The sequence below is a fragment of the Neptunitalea lumnitzerae genome (assembly GCF_027924185.1).
In the GTDB taxonomy this organism is placed as follows: Bacteria; Bacteroidota; Bacteroidia; order Flavobacteriales; family Flavobacteriaceae; genus Neptunitalea; species Neptunitalea lumnitzerae.
This window is the reverse complement of sequence record NZ_BRVO01000003.1, coordinates 97,170-121,821: the sequence shown is the minus strand read 5'-3', so window position 1 is coordinate 121,821 and position 24,652 is coordinate 97,170. Positions and strand designations below refer to the sequence as shown.

General features: G+C 33.5%; 24 protein-coding genes. 10 read left to right on the top strand and 14 right to left on the bottom strand.

Features of this window, described 5'->3' with window-relative positions; all coding sequences use genetic code 11:
* Entirely contained in the window at nt 1-672 is a 672-nt protein-coding gene (locus tag Y10_RS12845) for a hypothetical protein (protein ID WP_281765810.1), read from the top strand.
* Nucleotides 656-1,315, top strand: coding sequence for a hypothetical protein (locus tag Y10_RS12840; RefSeq protein WP_281765809.1), 660 nt, complete (start codon nt 656-658; stop codon nt 1,313-1,315). Before Y10_RS12845 ends, Y10_RS12840 begins: the two co-directional genes overlap by 17 nt.
* On the opposite strand, the gene Y10_RS12835 is transcribed toward Y10_RS12840, so the two are convergent.
* Both Y10_RS12835 and Y10_RS12830 read right to left on the bottom strand, forming a co-directional pair.
* Nucleotides 1,301-2,167: an aldo/keto reductase gene (locus Y10_RS12835; protein ID WP_281765808.1), complete on the bottom strand. Its 867-nt coding sequence runs from the start codon at nt 2,165-2,167 to the stop codon at nt 1,301-1,303. The two genes, Y10_RS12840 and Y10_RS12835, sit on opposite strands and share 15 nt — an antisense overlap.
* Entirely contained in the window at nt 2,157-2,483 is a 327-nt protein-coding gene (locus tag Y10_RS12830; protein WP_281765807.1) for a hypothetical protein, read from the bottom strand. Before Y10_RS12830 ends, Y10_RS12835 begins: the two co-directional genes overlap by 11 nt.
* 221 nt (nt 2,484-2,704) lie before the next feature.
* On the opposite strand from Y10_RS12830, the gene Y10_RS12825 reads away from it, so the two are divergent.
* The gene (locus tag Y10_RS12825) at nt 2,705-3,802 is read left to right on the top strand and encodes a tetratricopeptide repeat protein (protein WP_281765806.1); all 1,098 of its coding nucleotides are present in this window, start codon (nt 2,705-2,707) and stop codon (nt 3,800-3,802) included.
* Nucleotides 3,803-3,871: 69 nt separating this feature from the next.
* Here Y10_RS12825 and Y10_RS12820 read toward each other — a convergent pair whose 3' ends face one another.
* The 4 genes from Y10_RS12820 to Y10_RS12805 all read right to left on the bottom strand — a co-directional run bounded on the left by Y10_RS12820 (nt 3,872) and on the right by Y10_RS12805 (nt 6,487).
* The gene (locus Y10_RS12820; protein WP_281765805.1) at nt 3,872-4,315 is read right to left on the bottom strand and encodes a hypothetical protein; all 444 of its coding nucleotides are present in this window, start codon (nt 4,313-4,315) and stop codon (nt 3,872-3,874) included.
* Nucleotides 4,315-4,872, bottom strand: coding sequence for a hypothetical protein (locus Y10_RS12815; RefSeq protein WP_281765804.1), 558 nt, complete (start codon nt 4,870-4,872; stop codon nt 4,315-4,317). Before Y10_RS12815 ends, Y10_RS12820 begins: the two co-directional genes overlap by 1 nt.
* 72 nt (nt 4,873-4,944) lie before the next feature.
* The gene (locus tag Y10_RS12810; RefSeq protein WP_281765803.1) at nt 4,945-5,907 is read right to left on the bottom strand and encodes a bestrophin family protein; all 963 of its coding nucleotides are present in this window, start codon (nt 5,905-5,907) and stop codon (nt 4,945-4,947) included.
* Nucleotides 5,908-6,109: 202 nt separating this feature from the next.
* Nucleotides 6,110-6,487, bottom strand: a complete 378-nt coding sequence (locus Y10_RS12805) for a ribosomal maturation YjgA family protein (protein ID WP_281765802.1) — start codon at nt 6,485-6,487, stop codon at nt 6,110-6,112.
* 134 nt (nt 6,488-6,621) lie between these two features.
* Here Y10_RS12805 and Y10_RS12800 point away from each other — a divergent pair, with 134 nt between their 5' ends.
* Complete coding sequence (locus Y10_RS12800) at nt 6,622-7,251, top strand: nitroreductase family protein (RefSeq protein WP_281765801.1); 630 nt, start codon at nt 6,622-6,624, stop codon at nt 7,249-7,251.
* 90 nt (nt 7,252-7,341) lie between these two features.
* On the opposite strand, the gene Y10_RS12795 is transcribed toward Y10_RS12800, so the two are convergent.
* The gene (locus Y10_RS12795; protein ID WP_281766184.1) at nt 7,342-9,114 is read right to left on the bottom strand and encodes a hypothetical protein; all 1,773 of its coding nucleotides are present in this window, start codon (nt 9,112-9,114) and stop codon (nt 7,342-7,344) included.
* Nucleotides 9,115-9,293: 179 nt separating this feature from the next.
* Between Y10_RS12795 and Y10_RS12790 the strand changes: the two genes are divergently transcribed.
* Nucleotides 9,294-11,168, top strand: a complete 1,875-nt coding sequence (locus Y10_RS12790; protein WP_281765800.1) for a M1 family metallopeptidase — start codon at nt 9,294-9,296, stop codon at nt 11,166-11,168.
* A 57-nt stretch (nt 11,169-11,225) separates the two neighbouring features.
* Here the strand turns inward: Y10_RS12790 and Y10_RS12785 are convergent, their stop codons facing one another.
* Complete coding sequence (locus Y10_RS12785; protein WP_281765799.1) at nt 11,226-11,810, bottom strand: acyl carrier protein phosphodiesterase; 585 nt, start codon at nt 11,808-11,810, stop codon at nt 11,226-11,228.
* 76 nt (nt 11,811-11,886) lie between these two features.
* Between Y10_RS12785 and glmM the strand changes: the two genes are divergently transcribed.
* Nucleotides 11,887-13,278, top strand: a complete 1,392-nt coding sequence (glmM, locus tag Y10_RS12780) for a phosphoglucosamine mutase (protein ID WP_281765798.1) — start codon at nt 11,887-11,889, stop codon at nt 13,276-13,278.
* Nucleotides 13,279-13,353: 75 nt separating this feature from the next.
* On the opposite strand, the gene Y10_RS12775 is transcribed toward glmM, so the two are convergent.
* Together Y10_RS12775 and Y10_RS12770 are read right to left on the bottom strand one after the other, a co-directional pair.
* On the bottom strand, nt 13,354-14,040 hold the full coding sequence (locus Y10_RS12775; protein ID WP_281765797.1) for an SIMPL domain-containing protein: 687 nt from the start codon (nt 14,038-14,040) through the stop codon (nt 13,354-13,356).
* Between the two features lie 44 nt (nt 14,041-14,084).
* Nucleotides 14,085-14,732 carry a rhomboid family intramembrane serine protease gene (locus tag Y10_RS12770; RefSeq protein ID WP_281765796.1) on the bottom strand — a complete coding sequence of 216 codons (648 nt, stop codon included), beginning with the start codon at nt 14,730-14,732 and terminating at the stop codon, nt 14,085-14,087.
* A gap of 60 nt (nt 14,733-14,792) precedes the next feature.
* Between Y10_RS12770 and Y10_RS12765 the strand changes: the two genes are divergently transcribed.
* Nucleotides 14,793-15,719 (top strand): lysophospholipid acyltransferase family protein, encoded by a 927-nt coding sequence (locus tag Y10_RS12765; RefSeq protein WP_281765795.1) that lies wholly within the window; start codon nt 14,793-14,795, stop codon nt 15,717-15,719.
* 69 nt (nt 15,720-15,788) lie between these two features.
* Here the strand turns inward: Y10_RS12765 and Y10_RS12760 are convergent, their stop codons facing one another.
* Nucleotides 15,789-17,279: an aminotransferase class V-fold PLP-dependent enzyme gene (locus tag Y10_RS12760; protein ID WP_281765794.1), complete on the bottom strand. Its 1,491-nt coding sequence runs from the start codon at nt 17,277-17,279 to the stop codon at nt 15,789-15,791.
* A gap of 158 nt (nt 17,280-17,437) precedes the next feature.
* Here Y10_RS12760 and Y10_RS12755 point away from each other — a divergent pair, with 158 nt between their 5' ends.
* Nucleotides 17,438-17,872 (top strand): VOC family protein, encoded by a 435-nt coding sequence (locus Y10_RS12755; RefSeq protein WP_281765793.1) that lies wholly within the window; start codon nt 17,438-17,440, stop codon nt 17,870-17,872.
* A 67-nt stretch (nt 17,873-17,939) separates the two neighbouring features.
* On the opposite strand, the gene deoC is transcribed toward Y10_RS12755, so the two are convergent.
* Nucleotides 17,940-18,602, bottom strand: a complete 663-nt coding sequence (deoC, locus tag Y10_RS12750; RefSeq protein WP_281765792.1) for a deoxyribose-phosphate aldolase — start codon at nt 18,600-18,602, stop codon at nt 17,940-17,942.
* Between the two features lie 115 nt (nt 18,603-18,717).
* Here deoC and Y10_RS12745 point away from each other — a divergent pair, with 115 nt between their 5' ends.
* A complete protein-coding gene (locus Y10_RS12745) occupies nt 18,718-19,683 on the top strand; it encodes a bile acid:sodium symporter family protein (RefSeq protein ID WP_281765791.1) in 966 nt (321 codons plus the stop codon).
* A 56-nt stretch (nt 19,684-19,739) separates the two neighbouring features.
* Here the strand turns inward: Y10_RS12745 and Y10_RS12740 are convergent, their stop codons facing one another.
* Nucleotides 19,740-21,269, bottom strand: coding sequence for a SulP family inorganic anion transporter (locus Y10_RS12740; protein WP_281765790.1), 1,530 nt, complete (start codon nt 21,267-21,269; stop codon nt 19,740-19,742).
* A 178-nt stretch (nt 21,270-21,447) separates the two neighbouring features.
* Between Y10_RS12740 and Y10_RS12735 the strand changes: the two genes are divergently transcribed.
* A complete protein-coding gene (locus tag Y10_RS12735; RefSeq protein ID WP_281765789.1) occupies nt 21,448-21,897 on the top strand; it encodes a hypothetical protein in 450 nt (149 codons plus the stop codon).
* Nucleotides 21,898-21,979: 82 nt separating this feature from the next.
* On the opposite strand, the gene Y10_RS12730 is transcribed toward Y10_RS12735, so the two are convergent.
* Entirely contained in the window at nt 21,980-24,535 is a 2,556-nt protein-coding gene (locus Y10_RS12730) for an ATP-dependent Clp protease ATP-binding subunit (protein WP_281765788.1), read from the bottom strand.
* Between the last annotated feature and the right edge of the window lie 117 nt (nt 24,536-24,652).

Below are 24,652 nucleotides of genomic sequence, written 5' to 3'. Positions count from 1 at the left end.
ATGAAATTTAATTGGCTATTGAGTATGTTACTTTCTATATTTCTAGTGTCTTGTTATGACTCAGAAATAAAAAGTGAAAAACGTATTTATATTACGGGCTTGGTAATGGATACTTCAGGAAACCCTGTACCAAATATTACTGTAGGCTATTTGGAAAACGATGCTTTATTAGGATATGGTATTACTAATGATGTTGGTAAATATGAGTTTTATTCATTTGATACTTTTGATACTATTTACACTTTAGAATGCAATAAAATACTTGCAGATTTTAATAGTGGTTATACTGAGCATGCTATGGAGGTAGCTACAGTAAATACTATAGTAGGCAACTATTTAGAACAAGATTTTTCTATAGAACGTGTTTCTGTTTTAGATGTTAGTATTATAAAAACATCAACAACAAATGAAACTGTATCTTGTTACGTAAGGTATCCTGAACCTTTGTGTAAATCTTTTTATGAGGATACTATTTTACAAAGTACTGATTGTTTTAATGAGATAGATTCAGAAGCGGTTGATTTAACGACCCAAGTGCCGGAAGGAAGCCTAAATGTAACCTCAGTTCTCGGAGAAACAGCTCAGTTAATTTATGAATTTAGCGATGGAGTAGAGCATGTAGTAACAATTTCACTTGACCAAGAAAACACTTCGTATGTACTGGAATATTAAATCACTTTTAGGCACACTTCTGTTTAGTGTTTTTTTAGCGTCAGTTATGAAAGCACAAGTAACCGAAACAATACCAAAAACTTCAAAAGAGAAAGAGCGTTTTGGCGGTTTATACTTAGGGTATGTTCAACCTAATAAATTTGGTATTACCAATGGGTATGGAACCGGTTTAGATTATAAGGGCGGTTTCTCTATAAAGTATTACAGAAACTTATATGGGTTATCTGGTGATTGGAAAAATTTGGTTTTAGGAGTAGAGTTTAACCTTATTAAAGCAACTGTAACAGACAAAGATATGTTTGGTAATTACGAGAAGGTAACCAATACCAATACTATAAAACTGATTGCAGGTTATGCGTTTTCCTTAAATAAACATATTGATTTTACACCACAATTTGGGTTTAGTACAGACTTGTCTTACAGAGGTAACGATAGTGGTAAAGACTCCTTTTATGATGGCGGATTAAGTTATTCTATAACCCCTGAATTTACTTATAGAATTTACAAATCAATAGGCGTTTATATAGGACCAGAATTGCGTTACGAGCATTTAAAAATGGGTGTAGCAAAATTGGGTCCTGTAAATTTTAACCATAATATGCTATTTAATATTAATGTAGGAGTGTCCTTATTTCTTAAGTGATGCTTCTTTTTTAGCAAAGTGCTCTATAAAATGATCGGGGTGTGCTCCGGTTCTTTCATTGGTGTGAAGACTATCAATAGTATTTATTTCTGCTACCGATAACTCAAAATCAAACACATCTGCATTTTGCTGTATTCTAGTAGCGTGTACACTTTTAGGAATGGTACAAATACCTTTTTGTAAATTCCATCTAATAATTACTTGTGCAGTACTTTTATTATATTTTTCGGCAATAGCTTTAAGTGTAATATCATCTAAAATACGTCCACGCATTAACGGAGACCATGCCTGAAATTGTATGTCTTGTTTTGTACAATATTCTAGTATATCTTGTTGTACTAGTCTTGGGTGAAATTCATTTTGTAGTACCATAGGTTTAATAGTATGAGTAGCTATAATACTATCTATATGGTGGGGCATACAATTACAAACTCCAATGGCTTTAACTAACCCAGATTTATATAAATGCTCTAATGCCCTCCAAGTTTCTAAATATAAGTTTGGCATAGGCCAGTGTATCATGTACATATCTACATAATCTAACTGTAATTTTTTTATGGATGTATCAAAAGCTTTTAAAGTATTCTCATACCCATGGTCTGAATTCCAGACTTTAGTAGTTACAAAAATATCTTCTCTAGTAATTCCAGCTGAATTTATAGCAGCACCCACACCTTCTTCATTGTTATAGTAGCTTGCAGTATCAATAAGTCTGTAACCTGTTTCTAAAGCTACATGTATAGCCTGTTCAACTTCGGCCCCATTATTTGTTTTATACACCCCAAGTCCTAAGCAGGGCATTTGTACGGTGTTGTTTAAAAGGGTAGTGCTAGCTATATTTTTAACGTTCATCTGTATTTTTATTAATTAAAGAAAGTGCATTGTATATTTCACTTTTCAATAAACCACTACCACCTCCGTAGTGTTGTATTATTGGTATATTGGCATTTTTACTTTTAAAAAATAGTCTCAAATCAGTTTCATTTTCTGTAGTAATTCCACTTCCTAACAAAACAATTGAAATAGCTTGTTTTTCAAAAGCTTCTTTTGCTGCATTATCTGTTTGTACTATGGTGCCTTTCCAATCTTCTTGTTTGCTAATAACGCGTTCCATAGTGGTGCAAATATCATGGTTTCTGTCAATATATAAGATGTGAATAGGATCCATTTACTAGTATTAAATGATTTTTTCCAAAGCTAACCAATTAACTTAGGTATTCAAAAATTAGCAACTTGTGTAAATTCTGTTTTATCTAATTTTTAACTTTTTCAAGTTTAAAAATACTATAACTAATAGTTAAATGTACTGGAATGGATTAGTTAAATAAAAAAAATACTAATACATTTATATACGCTGAAACACAATTTACCCCAAAAACTTTTATACTTATGAAAAGGCTTATTTTCATTTTTTTATTTCTAATCTTAGCAAGTGGTCAAGCCCAAAGTAATGGAAAAGCCGATGCTTTAATAAAGAAAGCGATACTACTAATGGATAATGGTAGTATAGATGAGTCTATTGAAGTTTTAGAGAAAGCGAAGAAAGCAGACCCTAGAAATCCCGTGGTTTTATATGAAATGGGGTATGCTTACTACTTAAGCGGTAATTATGAGATGGCTGTGAAAAAGGTACAAGATGCCATTACTTTTCATGAAGTATCAGATATTTATTATCAACTCTTAGGAAATAGTTACGATTTGTTAGGGCAGCCAGATTCTGCAATAACATCTTATGCAATGGGAATAGAAAAATTTCCTGATTCTGGAAGGCTTTATTACGAAAGTGGTGTTGTTAAGTACGGGCAAAAACTGTATAATGATGCTATTGATTTTTGGGAAAAAGGAATAAAAGCAGAACCACAATACCCAAGTAATTATTATATGTTAACCAAAACATTTACCGGGAGCAAAGAGAAGATTTGGGTGCTATTATATGGAGAAATGTTTATGAACTTAGAACCAGGTACGGAACGAACCTCTGAAATAAGTAGAATTTTGTATGATACCTATAAGAATATCTATGTGCAAAAAAATGATAGTGAAGGGGAGTTTAAATTGACCGAAAAAGGATTTACCATTAATGTAACCGATAAAGATTTAGATAAAATAAAAGAAGGAGGGAAGTTATTACCTTTTGAGGGGGAGTATGCGTTGGTTTTTGCAAGGGCAGGTACAGAATTGATGAATCAAATTAATTTAAGAACCATCGTACAAACTAGAAAGCAGTTTTTAAAAGAATGGTATGGCGAAGAAAAGCACGATTTAGATTTCCCTAATAGTTTATTGTGGTACCAAAAGCAATTGTTAGATAAAAGTTATTTTGAGTCTTATTCCTATTGGTTATTAGGTGAAGGAGATTATGAAGGTTTTGAAGCTTGGTTAGAAGCAAATAAGGTTAAATATGATAAGTTTATAGCGTTTTTTACAGATGATAAACTATTATTAAATACCGATGATAAATTTTCAAGACCTGATTATTTCAGGTAGGAACTACAATTATGCTTCTAGAAAGTAAATGTTTAATTTAACAATACTGCTAAACTAAGAGAAGAGCAATTAGGTGCTTTTTTTGTTAAAAATTGATTTAGCAAAAGAGGTGATAAAGTTGTTTTTCAGTTTTCTAGGGGTTAACAGCGATATACTCATAGCTGTGAGTAACGAAATACATGCTGAGGTTCCAAGCGCTCCTCCATAGCCTGCAAAAAAAGTACTGGTATTTAAAAATATAAGTGTAAATATGAAACCTGAAACGGCGATAACTAAATAATTACGCACCACTTTTTCTGATACCATACCAATAAATGAAGCACCAATAAAAACTATAGGAATCTTACTAGTTAAGGTTTCATTAAGTAGTGTAGGAAAGCAATAGAAAAATAAGGCAACTATAAAAGACAATAGGGCAGATGCTCTAACAGCACCTTGTTTTAAAGTTGTGTTTACGTAAAAGGTTGCAAGAGCACCTATAATTCCTGTTGCTATTAGTAGAGCTGTATTCATTAAAAAAATAGAAAAAATAAAAAAGATGTTAATGCTACGCCGCCAAAGGCTAGTGTACCTAGTTTACCACCTACACCAGAAAATAAACTTTTACTAATAATTAAAAATACTGCTGTAACAATGCCAGCGGTAATTATAAACCAAATAGAAGAGGCTACATTAGACCCACTCATACCAACAAAGGCTCCGCAGTATAGTGCGGTAGGTAAAGACTTTAAGTAATCAGATTTTTTATTGAGGTAGGGTGTAAAAGAAGCTAGTAGTCCAAAACCAGAAGCGGCTAAAACAGGACCTAAACCACCGTAAACGCTAAGCATAAAAGTTAGTACAGCACCTAAGGGTACCCAGATAGCTACTAGAATATCTTCGTAAACATGCTCGTGATGATGTAATGGTAATTTTGAGTAGCCTATGAGGGTTAGTATGGCAATTATACTAATAGGTACAAGCACCTTGGTGGAGGTATAGTTTTCATAAACAATTGTGTAGAGTAATGCTAACTGAAATAACAAGAACACTACAATGGTTGTTATTTTTATGAATTTGCTTCTTTTCATGCCGCAAAAATCATAAAAAAACCACTGACTTTTAAATTGTTCAGTGGTTTTTTGTAAACATGTAGTTGTATCTTATATAATAACACCTTCTTTAGGCTTTGGTTTTCTAGGAAAATTATCATAATCTCCAATCATTTCTTTTATGTTTTCTTCTATGGTTACACTTATAGAAGTAAGAGGAGTATCTTCTAATCTGTTTTCGAATGGATCTTCTGTACGTTCTCCTATAAAATCTAATGCTAAAAATACAAAGTTGATTAATACAGAAAGCGGAATATTTAGAACACCTAAATCTTCAATAAAGGCAAAAGGGAGTAAGGTACCATGTATAAATACAAACACTCTAGAGAAAAAACTATAGGGTCTTGGTAAAGGAGTGTTTTTAATACGCTCACTCATGCCTTGATGATTGTTGAACTGCGTTAATGTATCACTTAACTTAACATATCTATAGTCTGAAATATAGCCTTTCTTAAAAGCAAGTTTTAAGTCTTCACTTTGTTTTTTAATTAAGAAGTTAGGCGGATTCTTCTTTGTTAGGAATTCTTTGTATTCCTCTGCAGAAATAAAGTCTTTTATGTCTTCATATCTGTTGGGTTCATCAATAATTTCTTTGGTGGCGTTTTCGTTATAGGCATGTTTAACTCTTATAAAAACTCTTAAAGCATGTACAAATGCTATGTGTCTGTATAATAACCTTTGTTGTATATCTTTTACTTCTTCTATCTGGTTATCAGCACTCGGTAATATAAATGTAATTACCTCTCTTGCCCAAGCTCTACTATAATTAACAATTAAGCCCCAAATTTTTCGTGCTTCCCACCAACGGTCGTAGGCATTATTATTTTTAAAACCTAAATAAATGGCAAGCGCAGTACTCAGCGTTGCTACTGCATTAAAAGGAATACTTAAACGTTTAAACCCAAATTTAACATGTAAAATATAAACTATTATAGAGAGTATAAGGAAGTACGCCATACGTTGCCACGTATAGTGAAATATATGAGACCATTTTAAATTTTTAGTAACAATCATAAACAAGCTTTTTTTAAATGTACAATTTAAGTACCTGCTAAAGCATTACTTTAGATTATTCTTAATATAGAATTATCGGATTGCATTTTTTTATGCTATTTAATCAATAAATAAGAAAATGGCGTAATTATTTATTAGATAATTTGTAGTCCAAATGTTAAAGTAATTATTTGTATTCTTAGCCTTATGCTTGTGTAATTTTCTATTTGAATAGCTTTTTAATTACCCAATACTCTACATAAAATATTGTTAAGCCTCCCAAAGTATAGGCTAGCATATCTTCCCATGAAAAAGATGAACCTAAAAATAAGCGAGTGGCTAGATTATGTGTATAACCAAGTTTTTCTACAATATGCACATACTGCATTATTTCTACAAAATAGGCAAATAACATAGTTATTATTATAGCCGTGATAGGTTTTAGGTTTATTACCGACTTAATACCTGTGTAAACTAAAAATACAATAAGATAGTCGCCAAATACAGGTCTAATAAAATTGTCATGTACATAAAGTGCAATGATAATTTCAGTAATAAGCAGTATTACTGTAAGTAGTATATAATGGATTTTCTTTAACATGGTTATTGGTATAGGAATTCCGAAAGTAATTAAAATTTTGGTTGTGATACTAAATTTTAAACTGTTTAAATATGTTAGATGTAAAATGGAGCGTTTTCTTAAAGTATATTTTTCAAATTAATATTTAAAACCTTATGAATTTATTAGAGTTATCTAAGTGGCGTTATGCCGCAAAAGTAATGAACGGAGAAAAAGTTAGTCAAGATAAAATAGATTATATCTTAGAGGCTATTCAATTGGCGCCTACCTCAAGCGGTATGCAGCAATTTGAAGTTTTTATAATTAAAGGCGATGAACTAAAAGCGCAAATACTTCCTATTGCTAATAACCAAACTGTAGTAACAGAATGTTCTCATTTATTGGTATTTGCATCATGGGATAATTATACGGAAGAACGCATTAATGAAGCGTTTGAGAATATGTTTGAAAAAAGAGGGGGTAAAGATGAACGTTGGGATGCTTACAGACAACGTATTGTAGATTTGTATACTAATAAACCCGAAGATATAAATGCAGAGCATACAGCTAGACAAGCCTATATAGCCTTTACTTATGCCATTATAGCAGCTGCAGAACTTGGTTTAGATGCTACCCCAATGGAAGGTTTTGATGCAGATGCCTTAGATAAGCTTTTAGGCTTAGATAAAAAAGGGTTAAAGAGTGTAACTATGTTACCAATAGGTTACAGAGCAGAAGATGATTGGTATGGTACTTTTAAAAAAGTACGTAAAGATAAAGAGGTATTGTTTACAGAATTAGATTAATAATCTGCATACCTCTAAAAAAAATACTAACCGAAGAGAGTAGAACACAGGCTCTCTCCGGTTAGCTATGAACAGGTCAACTTAAGCCAATTACAAAGTAGCAGCAGTTTCCAGTACTGCTAATTTTTCAATTTCTCTGGTTAATTGTTCATTTATTGGACTGTTATGAAATAATTCTTTGTAGTAGTTAATTCCGTCTTCAAGATTTTTTCTAAAGCGAACTACCTTCTTGTTAGCCTGCGCACTTGCCTCTCTTTCAGCTTGTTTTATGGTGTTTTTAAAAGCATCTAAGTATAAACTTAGCTCTTTAATAAACATATGAGGGCGAAGGGCATTGTGCATAATATTTTTATCACCATAAATATGCTGAACCATATCTTGTAAGCTTACTTCTGTGTCAAAATAAGTAAGGTTAGGGCCAGGGCAAATAACCACGCCTTGTGCTTCCCCTTTAATAGGCATGTCGTTTTCAAGGTAAGCAGCATTTGCTAACCCAGTACATAAACAAGATTTATCTGTAATAGCTTTTTTTCGCTCTTGGTAAATTTCTTCAGTGAGTTCTAAAGCATCTAATTCTTTTAAGGCTTTCTTCTGAAATTTTCTAGAAGCAGTACAAACTTGTTCATCATTTAATTTGTGAAGTGCTAAAAACTTTTTAGGACAGCTACTTCCCGGGCGACCTGCATCTATACGTGCATCTCTAATTTGTTGGTTGGTAGTATTATTAACCGCATTAAACGATACGCCTAAAGGAGATATTTCGCTTAAATAGAAGTCATTTTCTTTAGCATTGGCTAATAGTTCTCGAGTATCATCATCTACACTAGTTGCTTCTTTAACCAACAAAAATGGCGATCCCCAACCTACGCTGTCTACCTGATAGTGGTCTAATAAAAATTGATGTTCTTCTGCAGTACCCACGCCACCTTGTACCGTAACTTTAAGGCTCGGCACATTGGTAGGTATTGTTTTTCCTTTTCCTTCTAGAGCCTTAGAAACCGTTGCAAACATCGTTTCTTTCAACTCTTCGCGCTTAGTTTTAAACTCATCAAGTATTGGGCCTAATAAATACCCATCGCTAGCAAAGGCATGTCCGCCACAGTTTAATCCAGATTCAATTCTAAATTCAGATACCCACAATCCTTTTTGAGCTAAAAATCTACTTTGTATTTGGGCAGATCTAAAGTCACTTACTTTCAGAATTATTTTCTTTTTAATAACTCCCGATTCGTTAGGATAGAAATCTTCAAAGTTTTCAATGTAGCTATATAAACGCGGATTCATGCCAGCTGATAATACCACAGAAGAAGATAAGTTACTTTTAGCAAAACCACGTAATGCTGCATGTGCATCATTAAACTCTTGAGGTAGCGCCTCTTTTTTATCAAAGTTCTCTTTATCTAACTTTGTCATTATGTTTACATCAATGGCACCTGGGTGTAATACTTCATCAATATAATCTACTAACTTATCTTTAAAAGCTAAACCATTATTAGCTACTTCCTGTAGTTTCTTTTTTAAATCGTGACCTTTTGGCAACAGATTGCTAAAGTTAAGTTGAAGTGATTTGTTTTCGGTAATTTCTTTTTTAAATTCAGTAAACTTTTCCTGTACAATGGTGTCTACTAAATTTAAGTAATTTGTAATGCGCTCTGCTCTGTAGTCAAAAGCTTTTTTAGTAACTTCATGATATGGAAAGTTAAACTTTTTGCTGTAAAAGGCATTCATTCGCTCTATAAGCTCATCATCTACAATGGATATTACTGAATCAATTCCGTATTGAGCTACTCTAATTGGCGAGTCTACAGTAAACGCCAAGCCCATAACAGGAATATGAAAAGTATGTATTGGTTTTGTGTTCATATTCATATATAATAGAAAATTAGCAACAAATTTTAAGTTATATTTTCAATCTATGAATGATAATTGTCATGTATTGAAGTCTTAGTGGTACAGGAGTCCGTTTCTTAAAATTTTCTTAATTCATAAAGTTAGCTTTCTAGGTATGGGTATCTTAGCCTTTCATTCAAAATTAAATTATCATGATGCAGAAAGCCTTACTAGCTTTGTTTATGGCTGCTGGTACTTTAGTGGTTAGTGCTCAAGAACTCTACACACCAAGAGATGTAAAAAAAGCCTACCAAAATAATACGAGAAGTAAAACAGGAAAGCCAGGAGATGCTTATTGGCAAAATAAAGGGGTGTATGATATTAAACTTACCTTAGACCCGCCTAACAGAACAGTACAAGGAACTGAAACTATAACATATACCAATCATAGCCCTGATACGCTTAAGGCATTAATGATTAAGTTATATTTAAACAACCATAGACCAGGAGCGGCACGACAAGGGATGGCTTACCCTGATTATTTAACTGATGGTATTACCATAGATAGTTATTCTGAGAATGGTAATGTTAGCGAAATGAAAGACACTCCTAGTACCAATACGGGTATTAAATTAAGAGAACCTTTACTACCTAACCAAAGTGTTACACTTACCTTTGATTGGCATTTTGATATGTCTGTACAAAGTGGAAGAGAGGGGGCTATTGATAGTACCACTTTTTTCTTAGCATATTTTTACCCAAGAGTGGCTGTGTATGACGATTATAATGGTTGGGACCAGCTAACGTTTACCGGAGCTCAAGAATTTTATAACGACTTTAATGATTATACCTTTAGCGTAACGGTACCTAAAGACTTTATTGTTTGGGCTACGGGAGATTTACAAAATACAGATGAAGTTTTACAACCTAAATATGCGGCTCTACTTAAAGAGTCTATGACGAGTGATGAGGTTATAAAAATTGCAGATCAGGAAGATTTAAAAGCTAAAAATATTACGGTACAGAATGAGGTAAATACATGGAAATGGAGTACTCAAAATATTACAGATATTGCTATAGCTGTTAGCGACCATTATAACTGGGATGCGGGTAGTGTAGTAGTAGATAAAAAAACAGGTAGAAGAGCCAGTGTGCAAGCTGCTTATGACGAGCCTTCTAAAGATTTTAAAGAAATGGTAGGGTATGGTAAACATTCCTTAGATTGGTTTTCTAACAATTACCCTGGTGTACCTTACCCATTTTCTAAGTCTACCATTGTTAGAGGTTTTGCAGATATGGAGTACCCAATGATGGTGAATGATAGTTCTTTCCCAACGGCTGAGTTTACACGTTTTGTAGTAGAGCATGAAATAGCACATACATACTTCCCATTTTATATGGGTATTAATGAAACCCGATTTGGATTTATGGATGAGGGTTGGGCAACTGCATTAGAATATCTTATTGGTATTGAAGATTTAGGAGTAGAAAAAGCAACTCAGAATTTTAAAAGATTTAGAACTGAAAGATGGGCCGGTGATGATAGTATGGAAGAAGATATTCCTATTATCATACCTTCTAGTAGTTTAACTGGTTTAGCTATGGGGGTTAACGAGTACGGAAAGGCAGCTATTGGTTATTTGGCAGTAAAAGATTTATTAGGCGATGAAATGTTTACCAAAGCACTACATGGCTATATGGATAGATGGAATGGTAAACACCCTATTCCTTGGGATTTCTTTTACTCTTTTAATGATATTTCTGGAGAAAATTTAAACTGGTTTTGGGATAGTTGGTTCTTTAGCCATGGGTATATTGATATTGCAATAACTAATGTAGAGGCTAAGCGTAAATCGGTAACTGTTACCTTAGAAAATTTAGGAGGGATGCCTGCTCCCGTAGATGTACTTTTAACGTTAAAAGATGGTACAGAAAAGGTGGTACATCAAACACCAAGAATATGGGAGGAAGATATTACTAAATCTGTAATTACTATTAATGATGTAAAAGATGTAGTAAAAGTATCATTAGATGGCGGTATTTGGATGGATGCTGACACAACTAACAATGTCTACACAGTAAAATAAGCAGTATACATATAAATAAAAAAGGGAATCAATAAGATTATTGATTCCCTTTTTTATTTATAACTCTTGTAGTTTTAGTTGAACAAACTCTTGAAGTTCTTCAAAAAATTGAAAGAATTCATGTTCTAAAGCTTCATAATGAGCTTCTAAAGTTTCTATAGCAATATCAAGATTTCCTCTAAATTTGGTTCTGTGTGCCATTTGCTTTAATATGGTGTCTATGCCATCTAAAGATTCATACATTACAAGCCAATTATACGTAATCATGGGTTTCATAAGTTTTAAAATACGTTCGGGGAGCATTGCTGTATGTTCTTGAAGCAATTTGTAAAAAACCGTAGCATATTCAGGCAATGGTGTAGAGTCAAACTTACTCCAGTTTTTTGCTAAAAAATGATCGTAATACATATCTACAATTACACCGCTATAGTGTCCGTGTGTAGCATGTAGCTTTTTAGTACTTTGTTTTACAATGGGGTGTGCATCGGTGTAAGAGTCAATAGCTCTATGCAATAAAATACCCTTCTGAATTTCATCGGGGTAGTTTACATATTGTTTTCCTTTAATTCCGTCGGCTATAAAATTTCCTATTTTCAGCAGGTCATTGTCACCTGATAGGTAGATGTGGGCTAAATAATTCATTTCCTTTAAAAATACAAAAACTAATATAAGAACGAAGGGTAATTATTATATTTGTTAAGTAACACAAAAAATAGATATGACGTTAATAAAATCGATCTCAGGGATCAGGGGTACTATAGGAGGAAAGGTAGGTGAAAATTTAACTCCTTTAGACGCTGTAAAATTTGCGGCAGCCTATGGTACTTGGTTGAAACAAGAATATGCACATAGACCAGATATAAAAGTTGTTATAGGTAGAGACGCCCGAATTTCTGGAAATATGATTCAGGAATTAGTGGTAAATACCCTTGTGGGTTTAGGCATAGAGGTTGTTTCTTTAGGCTTGTCTACAACCCCAACTGTTGAGGTGGCGGTTCCTCTTGAAAATGCTGAAGGAGGAATTATTTTAACCGCTAGTCACAATCCAAAACAATGGAATGCTTTAAAGCTTTTAAATCATAAAGGAGAATTTTTAAGTGCTGCTGATGGCGCTAAAATCTTAACCATAGCAGAAGCAGAAAGTTTTGATTTTGCTGAGGTAGATGATTTAGGAGAGGTACATATAAATGATGCTTATTTTGATATTCATATAGATGAGATATTGAATTTACCATTGGTTAATGAAGAGGCTATTGCTAAGGCTAAATTTACCGTTGTTTTAGATGCTGTTAATTCTACTGGTGGTATTGCAATACCTTTATTATTAGAACGATTAGGCGTAGATGTTATTAAACTCTACTGTGAACCAACAGGTGAATTTCCTCATAACCCTGAACCTCTAAAGGAACACTTAACAGATATTTGCAAAAAAGTAGTAGAAGACAAAGCTGATTTTGGAATTGTAGTAGACCCAGATGTAGACAGACTTGCATTTATTGCTGAAGATGGTGAAATGTTTGGTGAAGAATATACCTTGGTTGCCGTGGCAGATTATGTATTAGGTAAAAAACAAGGAAATACAGTTTCTAATATGTCGTCTTCAAGAGCCTTGAGAGATGTTACAGAAAAACACGGTGGTAGTTATAAAGCCAGCGCTGTGGGAGAAGTAAATGTAGTAGAAATGATGAAGGCTACAGAAGCGGTTATTGGAGGTGAAGGTAACGGAGGTATTATTTACCCAGAGTTACATTATGGGAGAGATGCTTTGGTGGGTATTGCTTTATTTTTATCTCATTTAGCTGAAAAGAAAATAAGTGTGAGTGAGTTACGTAAATCGTATCCTGCTTATTTTATGAGTAAAAAGAAGATTGCTTTAACCCCACAAATAGATGTAGATGGAATATTAGCTGAAATGACAAAACGTTATGACACAGAAGATATTACTACTATTGATGGTGTTAAAATTGACTTTCCAGAAAATTGGGTGCATTTGAGAAAATCTAATACAGAACCAATTATTAGAATTTATACAGAAGCTAAATCTCAAGCAGAAGCAGATGAATTGGCAGATAAGTTTATTACGGAAATATCTGAAATTGCAGGTATTTAAGTATTGATAAAACATACAAAAAAAGAGATGCTTTTGGCATCTCTTTTTTGTTGTATTTATGTTATAACGTTATATTTATTTCAATTCAAATACTACTGATATATTCACCGATATTTCCATTTCTCCTTCTGCAATAGTGTTTTCTGGGGCAGATCCATCAGCTAAAGCAACAGTTTTGTACATTACAGGAGTAGGTACATAGTTACTACCACTTTCTGAAATTTGAATAGCCTTACCAATGTTTTGGTCTAAAACAGATACATATTCTAATGCTTTTTGTTTTGCATTTGCAATGGCTTTTTTACGAGCTTCTGCTTGCAATTCTTTTATTTTAGTAGATGTAAAACTTATATTGTTAATACCGTTTACGCCGTTTTCAAATAAGCCCTGCATAATACTTTCGTATTTAGATAAATCTTTCAATTCAATTAAAAGTGTTTGTGTAGCAACGTATTTGTATTCTTTTGTTTGGTAATTATAGTTTTTACTAATTCTTACATATTCTGTTTTATAGTTGCTTTTATCAAGTTTAGACTTTTTTAAAAACTTAATGGTAGCATCTATACTTTGGTCGTTTTGTTTTTTTACCTCAATAGCAGAATTCCCTTCATTTTCTATCTTAACACTAATAGTAACACCATCTGGTACAATAGTTACGTTTCCGGTTCCGGTTACAGAAACGGTAGGTATCATGGTGTCTTTGGTTTGTGCGGTAGCTAAACCAACACTACATACAAGTAATACTAATAAAATCTTTTTCATAATTATTATTTTTTTAAATGAGTATTTCAATTATGATGCCAAAACTAAAGCTTGCCCATTTTCATTAAAACAAATAACAAAACAATAGGTAAGGCTAAAAGTAGTACCATTTTTAAATCGGTTTGTAACAATTCTGGTTTAAAGAGTAGTGTAAGTACATATCCTCCAACTGCTCCACCAAAGTGTGCGGTATGTCCAATATTATCTTTTCTAGCTTTCATTCCATAAATGGAATATAGTAGGTATACAATACCAAAAATATACCCCGGTATACCAATGGGAAGGAACATTAGATAAATGTCCATGGAAGGGTCTAAGAGAATAGCCGCATACAAAATACCCATAACAGCACCACTAGCACCTACTGCACTGTAATAATATTCATTTCTATGAAACCATAAAGCAAATAAGCTACCTGATAGTAAAGAGGCAAGGTATATTAATAGAAATTTACTAGAACCAACTCCAGAAATTACGTTGCCTGCAAAAAAATAAAGGGTAAGCATATTAAAAATAAGGTGAGGCTCATCTACATGTAAAAATCCAGAGGTAAACATGCGGTCTTTTTCTCCTCTTTGTATTCCACCTATTTGAAATTTATAACGTTCAAAGAATCCAAAGTCTTTAAATCCTTTAAAAGAAATTAAAACATTTGCTGCAATGATAACTATTGTAGTGATGTCTATATCCATAAAAATAATGATTTTTAAGAGAATAAATATAACTATATTTGCACAAAACAGAACCTTCAAATGCAACTAATAGTTTACTTACTATTCTATGCTTTATTATGGTGTATTTCAATTTTGCCATTTAGAGTATTGTATATTTTTTCTGATTTTTCTCGCTTTATTCTATACACTGTTGGTAGATATAGAGTTAAGGTGGTGCGAAAAAATTTAAGATTAGCGTTTCCGGACAAACCTGAGAAAGAACTGCGAGTATTAGAAAAAAAGTTTTATCATCACTTTTTTGATACCTTATTGGAAATGATGAAATCTATGACCATTTCTCAAGAAGAAATACATAAACGTTATGTGTTTACCAATTTAGAAGTATTGAAAAAATACGAGGATGAAAATCAAAGTATTATGTTGGTTTTAGGGCATTATGCTAATTGGGAATGGGTAATGTGCTTAGGAGATTTTGTGAAGCATGAAGGTTTTGGTATTTATACGCCGTTAGCTAACAAAAAAATTGATGGGTTAATAAGAAAAATACGAAAGCGTAATAACGCAGAACTGATATCAAGATATCATGCGGTAAGAGTAATGTTAAAACATAGATCTGAAAAGAAGTTAGCATTGTATGGTTTAATTAGTGATCAATCACCACAAATGCGCCATGCACATCACTGGGCTAAATTCTTAGGAGTTACTGTTCCTGTATATGCTGGTGCTGAGATTATGGCTAAAAAGTTTGATGCTGCGGTTGTTTTTATGGAAGTTGAAAAAGTAAAGAGAGGGTACTATAATGCAACCTTTAAGGTAATATCGGATGTTCCTAAGGAGGTGCCTAATTATCAAATAACAGATACTTTTAATCAGTTGCTAGAAGCAGAAATAAGAAAGCAACCTGAGTATTATTTATGGACACACAACCGCTTTAAACACAAAGATAAAGTGCCTGCTGAGTATCAATACTTAAATTCGGAAGATACAAAAGAGGTTACTAAGTAGTTGAGATAAAATGCGCTTTGTGAGCTTACTCTCTCAATACTGACTTAATGTTAAAAGTGGTTTCGTTTATTAAAAACGAAACCAATCTTCTACAGTTTCTTTTATATCATTACGAAAAGCCTTATGAATAAATTCATTTTTAGATTTATCATAATCGTAATCGGTAGCCCATTCTTTATGGTGTATAGCTAGTTGCTGTATGCAATCGCACATATATTTAATTTCATTGCATGAAAGTGTAGGGTGAATAGAAAGTCTAATCCATCCCGGTTTTTTAATAAGATCACCTAGTGCAATTTCTTGAACCAGCATATGAGAAGTTTCTTTGTCTACATGCAATAAATAGTGCCCATAGGTACCCGCACAACTACAGCCTCCACGTGTTTGAATACCAAATTTGTCGTTCAATAACTTTACACCAAGATTGTAATGTAAGTCATCTATATAGAATGAGATAACCCCCAGTCTGTCGGTATGTTCAGGTGCTAATACATGAACGTTAGGTAAGGTGTTTAAGAAAGAGAACATTTGCTCTAAAATTTCATGTTCTCTTTTAATAATGTTTTCAATACCCATTTCTTCTTTTAGCTGTATAGCTAAAGCAGTTCTTATGGTTTGTAGAAAACCAGGGGTTCCGCCGTCTTCTCTATCTTCAATATTAGAAATGTACTTATGTTCTCCCCATGGGTTAGTCCAGCTTACGGTACCACCACCTGGGCAGTCAGGTATCATATTTTTATATAGTTTTTTATTAAATACTAAAACGCCTGAAGTTCCAGGGCCTCCTAAAAATTTATGAGGAGAAAAGAAAACCGCATCTAAATATGCTTCTTCATCTTCAGGGTGCATATCTATAGCTACATACGGAGCAGAGCAAGCAAAATCTACAAAGCACACGCCACCATGTTGGTGCATTAGTTTGGCTACTTCATGGTAAGGAGTGTCTAAGCCTGTAACGTTACTACATGCAGTAATAGAAGCTATTTTAATAGTTTTATGTTCGTAAGTTGCTAAAAGTTGCTTTAAATTTTCTAAGCAAAACCTACCATCTGTTCCTGGTGGTACCACTTCTACTTTAGCAATAGTTTCTAACCAAGAGGTTTGGTTAGAGTGATGTTCCATGTGGCTCACAAAAACTACTGGTCGCATTTCTTCTGGTACTACAGTATGCTTGCTTAAGTTTTCAGGAAGTTTAATTCCTAAAATACGTTGAAATTTATTTACTACTCCTGTCATACCATTACCATCTAGTAGTAGTATGTCATTTTCATTACTATTAACGTGCTTTTTTATGATTTTTTTAGCTTCATGATAGGCTAACGTCATAGCGGTACCGGTAAAGGTAGTTTCGGTATGTGTATTGGCAACATACGGACCAAATACCTCTTGCATCTTTTTTTCAATAGGAGCATAGAGTCTACCACTTGCGGTCCAGTCTGCATAAACTACATGCTGTTTACCGTAAGGAGATTCAAAGGTTTGATTAATACCAATAATCTCTTGTCTAAATTTTTGAAAATATTTCTCTAAGGTAGTTCTTGGTTCTGTTGCCGTTATCATAAGCTCTTGGTTTTTGCAAAAGTACTTAAATTACTGAATACCTCTAAAATTACCCTGGTAGTTTTTTAATGCCGCCTATAATAGTCTGTTAATTAGTAAATAAGTTAGTATAAATTCATTAAATTTAAAGCAATATATACTTACTAAATACTTGAAATATGGCTACTACTAATGTTTACTTAACCTTTAATGGTAATTGTGAAGAAGCCTTTTTGTTTTACAAAGAGGTTTTTGAAAGAGAGTTTACCTATATAGGTAAATTTAAAGATATGCCAGCAAATGATGAGTGCGAAGTAGATCCGGAAATTGCTGAAAAGATTATGCATGTGTGTTTACCTATAAGTACAGAAACAATGCTTATGGGAAGTGATGCAACAGAACAATCTGGTGAGGTTGTTTTTGGAAACAACTTTGCTATTTCTATTAATGCTGAATCTAAAGAAGATGCAGATACTTATTTTTTAAAGCTATCTAAAAATGGTACTATTCAAATGCCTATGCAGCATACATTTTGGGGCGCCTACTTTGGTATGTTTACCGACAAGTTTGGAATTAATTGGATGGTAAATTTTGACGAGGAAGAAGGAGTATGATTTTGATAAAACAAAAGCGCTGTTGAATTTTCAATAGCGCTTTTGTTTTGTTGTTTGCTATTATAAATTAATATCCTTCTGAAGCAGTAAAGCCTTCGATAATGGCTATACCGTTTGAAGTACCTAAACGGTCTACACCTTTTTCAATATACATTTTAGCGGTTTCAAAATCTCTTACACCACCACTAGCTTTTAATTTAGCTTGTCCATCAACGCTATCTTTCATTATTTGAATGTCTTCTGGCGTTGCTCCGCCAGTACCAAAACCTGTAGAAGTCTTCACAAAATCAGCGTTTGCCTTGACAGCTAATTCAGAAGCAGTTTTCTTTTCTTCGTTAGTTAGGTAGCAGGTTTCAATAATTACCTTTAAAACATGGTCCCCAATAGCATCTTTCACAGCTTTTATGTCTTCCATTACAAAGTTAGTGTTTCCAGCTTTTAGCTGGCCAACATTAATAACCATATCAATTTCGGCAGCACCGTCTAAAATAGCTTGTTTTGCTTCAAAAGCCTTTGCTTGCGTACTCATAGCTCCTAAAGGGAAACCAATTACACTACATACTTTGGTACTGCTATCTTTTACATAGTTGTAAGCTTCTGTTACGTAGCAGCTGTTTACGCAAACAGAAAAGAATTTGTATTTAAGTGCTTCGTTGCAAAGTTTTTCTATATCGGCAGGAGTAGCTACAGCTTTTAAAAGTGTATGATCTATATATTTAGCAATATCCATAAAATTGTTTCTTTTAATTAATTGTATTACAAATATACTTCATTCAAATAGTATATGGTCAATTCTATTATTTAGGTTCTAATATTTAACCTATTTTTACAATATAAATTGCCATATGAAAATTAGAAATATAAAATTTAATGGGTTTATAGTATCCCTGTTATGTGCTATTATAATAGCCTATATTGTTCCAGAAGGTTCAGAATTACTTCATGTTCATGATATTACCAATATAGGTATTGGGTTAATCTTCTTTTTTTATGGATTAAAGCTTTCTTTTAAAGAGGTTAAGCAGGGGTTGTCTAATTATAAACTACATATTTTGGTACAATGTAGTACCTTTTTGTTGTTTCCTTTTCTTGTGCTTTTAGCAAAGCCTTTTTTGGTAGAAGGGGTAGGAAGTATGCTTTGGGTGGGTCTCTTTTTTTTAGCTGTTTTACCTTCTTCTGTATCGTCTTCGGTGGTAATGGTTTCTTTGGCAAAAGGAAATGTTCCTGGGGCTATTTTTAACGCTACTATATCTGGGTTAATCGGGGTGGTGGTAACGCCTTTATGGCTTGGGCTGGTAGTGCAAGAAGTAGGTAATGTATCGTTTATAGATGTTTTTGTGAAATTACTTATTCAAATAATTATTCCTATTACTTTAGGACTTTTATTAAACAAAAAATACGGACATATAGCGGAAAGAAGAAAAGGTTGGATTAGCAATTTTGATAAAACTATTATCGTATTAATAGTATACAGTAGTTTTAGTCATTCCTTTTTGATAAACCTTTTTGAGGAAATGAAATGGTCTCATTTTGTATGGTTGTATATAGCCGTACTAGTGCTATTTTTCTTGGTGATGTTTATCGTAAATGTGGTTAGTAAGAAGTTGCTAAAGTTTAACCGAGAAGACAATATTACGGCGCTATTTTGTGGTTCTAAAAAATCTTTGGTACACGGGTCTGTAATGGTAAATGTGATGTTTGGTGCTACTCCGCAGGGAAGTTTGTTTATTATACCTGTTATGCTTTATCATATTTCGCAAATACTTATTATAGCCGTTATGGCAGAACGAAAAGCTAAAGAGGTTCAATAAAAAAGCATCCTAATAAAGGATGCTCTTTCTATAATTTAACTAACAAGTAATATTGTTTATGACATTACTTTGTAATTAGGATCTTCTAAAATGTTTACATCAACAATTTTATCAGCATTTTTAAGCAACTGAATACAATCTGGACTTAAATGCTTTAAATGTATTGTTTTGCCAGCCTTTTGGTATTTTTCGGTAAGTGAATTTAAGGCTTCAATTGCCGACATATCGGTGACTCTACTATCTGTAAAATCAATAATTACTTCAGCAGGATCGTTCTGGATATCAAATTTAGAGTTGAAAGCAGAAATAGAACCAAAGAAAAGAGGACCATAGATTTCATAATGCTTTACACCATTGTCATCAACAAATTTTCTTGCACGTATTCTTTTAGCATTTTCCCAAGCAAAGGCTAGGGCCGAGATAATAATGCCTATTAAAACCGCTAATGCTAAGTTGTGCATAAATATGGTAATACCTGTTACTATTAGCATTACAATAACATCGGTAAGTGGCATTTTTCCAAATATTTTTAAACTAGTCCACTCAAAAGTACCAAAGGCTACCATAACCATTACCCCGGTTAGGGCTGCTATAGGTACTAATTCAATTATTGGTGCCCCTACTAAAATGATAGCTAAAATAGTAAGCGATGCAATAATACCAGAAAGTCTTGCTCTAGAACCAGCTGATAAGTTTACTAGGGTTTGAGCAATCATTGGGCAACCACCCATACCTGTGAAAAAACCATTAGCCATATTAGCTATTCCTTGGGCTACGCATTCCTTATTACTGCGCCCACGCGTACCTGTAATTTCATCCACTAAATTTAAGGTAAGTAAGCCTTCAGTTAAACCAACCGATGCCATTATTAATCCGTATGGTAATATAATTTTAAGTGTTTCAAAAGTAAAAGGAATGTTAGGTACATGAAAAGGAGGAAGGTCTCCACTAATTCCTGCAATATCTTTTACTTGTTTTGTATCTATACCAGTAAAATATACAATTGCAAAAATTACAATAATACCTACTAACGATGCAGGTATGGCTTTGGTTATTTTAGGGAATATTAAAATAATACCTATTGTTAAGGTAACTAGGCCTAGCATAGTATACAATGGAGTACCACTTAACCAAACAGTTTGGCCATTGACAACCGTTTTAAAAGCTTCTAGTTGCGACATGAAAATAATAACAGCTAAGCCGTTTACAAAACCAAACATTACCGATTGTGGTACCAACCTAATAAATTTACCTAATTTAAATACCCCTACCAGAATTTGAATAACACCTGCCATGGCAACAGCACCAAACACATATTCAATACCGTGAGATTGCATTAGCGCTATTAAAACGACAACGGTTGCACCAGCACCACCTGAAATAAGCGCAGGTCTACCTCCTAAAATAGAAGTGATGAATCCCATAATAAAAGCAGCGTATAACCCAGTTAAAGGTTCAAAGCCTGCAAGTAGGGCAAAAGACAATGATTCAGGAATCATGGTCATAGCTACTGTAAGTCCGGCCAGAATTTCTGATTTATAGTCTACTTTTTGTTTAAGGTCGAATAAATTTAATAGTTGTTTCATAACTGTATGAAAAATGGGGTTTTGCTATAAAGGTGGCAAAAATACTATCTTATATAGGAAATAATAGAGTAATGGTTTTTTTTTATTCATTTTTATGAAATATCTATTTTAGACGCAACTGTTTTAAAAAAAATTACATCTATTTAAAAATGAATGTTTTATAAAACCAAAAAAAGCAATGATGAAATTAATTAAAACTTTTAAACTTATTAGTGTCTTAGCAGTGCTGATTACTGCTATTTCTTGTTCAGAAGATGAACCCTCAGTTGTCAGATCTGCTCAATGTGGTGAATTTGTAGTTCTTAGTACTTCAGGGTATAATGGTACACCTTCTTCATCTTTTTCTATTCTTGAGGCTGAGCTTGTAGAAGATTGCTTAACGCTTACGGTTTCTGCATCAGGGTGTTCTGGTAATACTTGGCAGGGTACTATTTATGCTGCTGATTATGAAATAGTAAATGCCGAGGTAGTTTTTGATGCACGTTTAGATGTGGTTAACATAGAGGCTTGTACCGCTGTGCCTAGTACTGAGATGGTTTTTGATGTATCAAGCTTACAGGTTTCAGGAGAGAATAGTGTGATGATTTCTATTGATGGATGGAATGCCGATTTGGTGTATAGTTATTAATTATTGTTTTAATGCCATAAATCAAAAAGACCGAAGTAATCTAATACTCCGGTCTTTTTTCAATTATGTCAGTTTAAAAATCTTAGGAAGATTTTTCTGCTTTTGTAATGGTAATCGTTAGCTCGTCTTCGCCTTCTACAAGATCCATCAAAATTTTATCTCCTTCATCTAATTTTGCAGAAACTATTTCTTCTGCAAGTGCATCTTCTACATATTTCTGAATAGCTCTTTTTAGCGGACGCGCGCCATATTGCTTATCAAAACCTTTTTCTGCAATGTAATTTTTTGCAGGCTCGGTTAGTGTAAGCTCATAACCAAGATCTTTGATTCTTAATAACAACTTGTCTAATTCAATATCAATAATTTTAAAGATATCTTCTTTTTCAAGTGCATTAAATACAATCACATCATCTATTCTGTTTAAGAATTCTGGTGCAAATGCTTTCTTAAGCGCATTTTCAATAACGCTTTTCTGATGAGAATCTGCTTGTGATAATTTTGCTGTTGTACCAAAACCAACTCCCTGACCAAAATCCTTTAATTGTCTTGCCCCAATGTTAGAGGTCATGATGATAATGGTGTTTCTAAAGTCAATTTTTCTACCTAAACTATCCGTTAAAAATCCATCGTCTAATACTTGTAATAGGGTATTAAAAATATCAGGGTGCGCTTTTTCAACCTCGTCTAAAAGTACAACAGAATATGGTTTTCTTCTTACTTTTTCGGTAAGTTGTCCACCTTCTTCATATCCTACGTATCCCGGAGGTGCACCTACCAATCTAGAGATGGCAAATTTCTCCATGTATTCACTCATGTCAATTCTAACCAAAGCATCTTCAGAGTCAAATAACTCTTTTGCCAATACTTTTGCTAATTGCGTTTTACCAACCCCAGTTTGACCTAAGAATATGAAAGAACCAATAGGTTTGTTAGGGTCTTTTAACCCAGCTCTGTTACGTTGAATAGCTTTTGCTACTTTATGTACAGCCTCATCTTGGCCAATAACTTTTCCTTTAATTAATTCAGGAAGCTTGGCTAGTTTGTTAATTTCTTTCTGAGCAATTCTGTTTACAGGAATTCCACTCATCATAGAAACTACATCTGCCACATTGTCTTCGTTCACGGTTTCTTTGTGAAGTTTAGACTCTTCTTCCCATTTCTCTTGAGCAATTAAAAGTTCTTTTTCAATACGTTTTTCGTCGTCTCTTAACTTAGCCGCTTCTTCGTATTTTTGCTTTTTAACAACAGAGTTTTTAAGTTCTCTAACATCTTCAAGTTGCTTTTCAAGATCTATAATCTGTTTAGGCACATCCATGTTAGTAATGTGAACTCTAGAACCAGCTTCGTCTAAGGCATCAATAGCTTTGTCTGGTAAAAATCTATCGGTTAAGTATCTGTTTGTTAATTTTACACAAGCTTCAATAGCTTCGTCAGTATACTTTACATTATGGTGTTCTTCATATTTTTCTTTAATGTTATGTAAAATCTGTACAGTTTCGTCAACTGTAGTAGGCTCAACAATAACCTTTTGGAAACGTCTTTCTAAAGCACCATCTTTTTCAATATATTGTCTGTACTCATCCAGTGTAGTAGCACCAATACATTGAATTTCACCTCTTGCTAAAGCAGGTTTAAACATGTTAGAAGCATCTAAGCTACCAGTAGCACCACCTGCACCTACAATGGTATGAATTTCATCAATGAATAGAATTAGATCATCATTTTTCTCTAATTCGTTCATCACAGCTTTCATACGTTCTTCAAATTGCCCACGGTATTTTGTACCCGCAACCAAAGAGGCTAGGTCAAGTGTAACTACACGTTTGTTGTATAATATTCTAGATACTTTTTTCTTAATAATACGCAATGCCAAACCTTCGGCAATAGCACTTTTACCAACTCCAGGTTCACCAATAAGAAGTGGGTTGTTTTTCTTTCTTCTACTAAGAATTTGAGACACACGCTCAATTTCTTTTTCTCTACCTACTACCGGGTCAAGTTTACCTTCTTCTGCCAATTGCGTAAGGTCTCTACCAAAATTATCTAGAACCGGAGTTTTCGATTTTTTATTGGTTTTAGAAGCACCACTACCTGCAGAACCTCCTCCAAATGGCCCATCTTTAGATAGGTCATCTGAGCTTCCCGTATCATCTGAAAATGATTCAGCTGATGGAGAGTCTATATAATCGTCGTCGCTAGTAATCATAAGTTTAAATTGTTCTTTAACATTATCGTAATCCACACGGAGCTTATTAAGCAATTTTGTCGTAGGATCGTTTTCGTTTCTTAAAATGCACAATAATAAATGTGCCGTGTTAATAGAAGAACTCTGAAAAAGTTTAGCTTCTAAAAATGTGGTTTTCAAGGCGCGTTCAGCTTGTCTGGTTAAATGCAAATTCTGCTTATTTTGCGATTGTGCATAACTAGGATTAGCCGGACTCAATATTTCAACCTTTCGTCTCAACAATTCTAAATCTATATCTAAAGCATGTAATATACTTATCGCTTTTCCATTGCCATCTCTCAACAACCCTAGCATAAGATGCTCGGTGCCTATAAAGTCGTGCCCTAAACGTAAGGCCTCTTCTTTACTGTACGCTATTACATCTTTAACTCTAGGTGAAAAATTGTCATCCATATAATACTCCTTTCAATTTTAAAATTTCAAAAATTTTAATAAACCCATGGCAATAATTATACCCTAAATTATCTTCTACTTGCTAATTGACAAAAAATAATAGAAAAATGCAACATA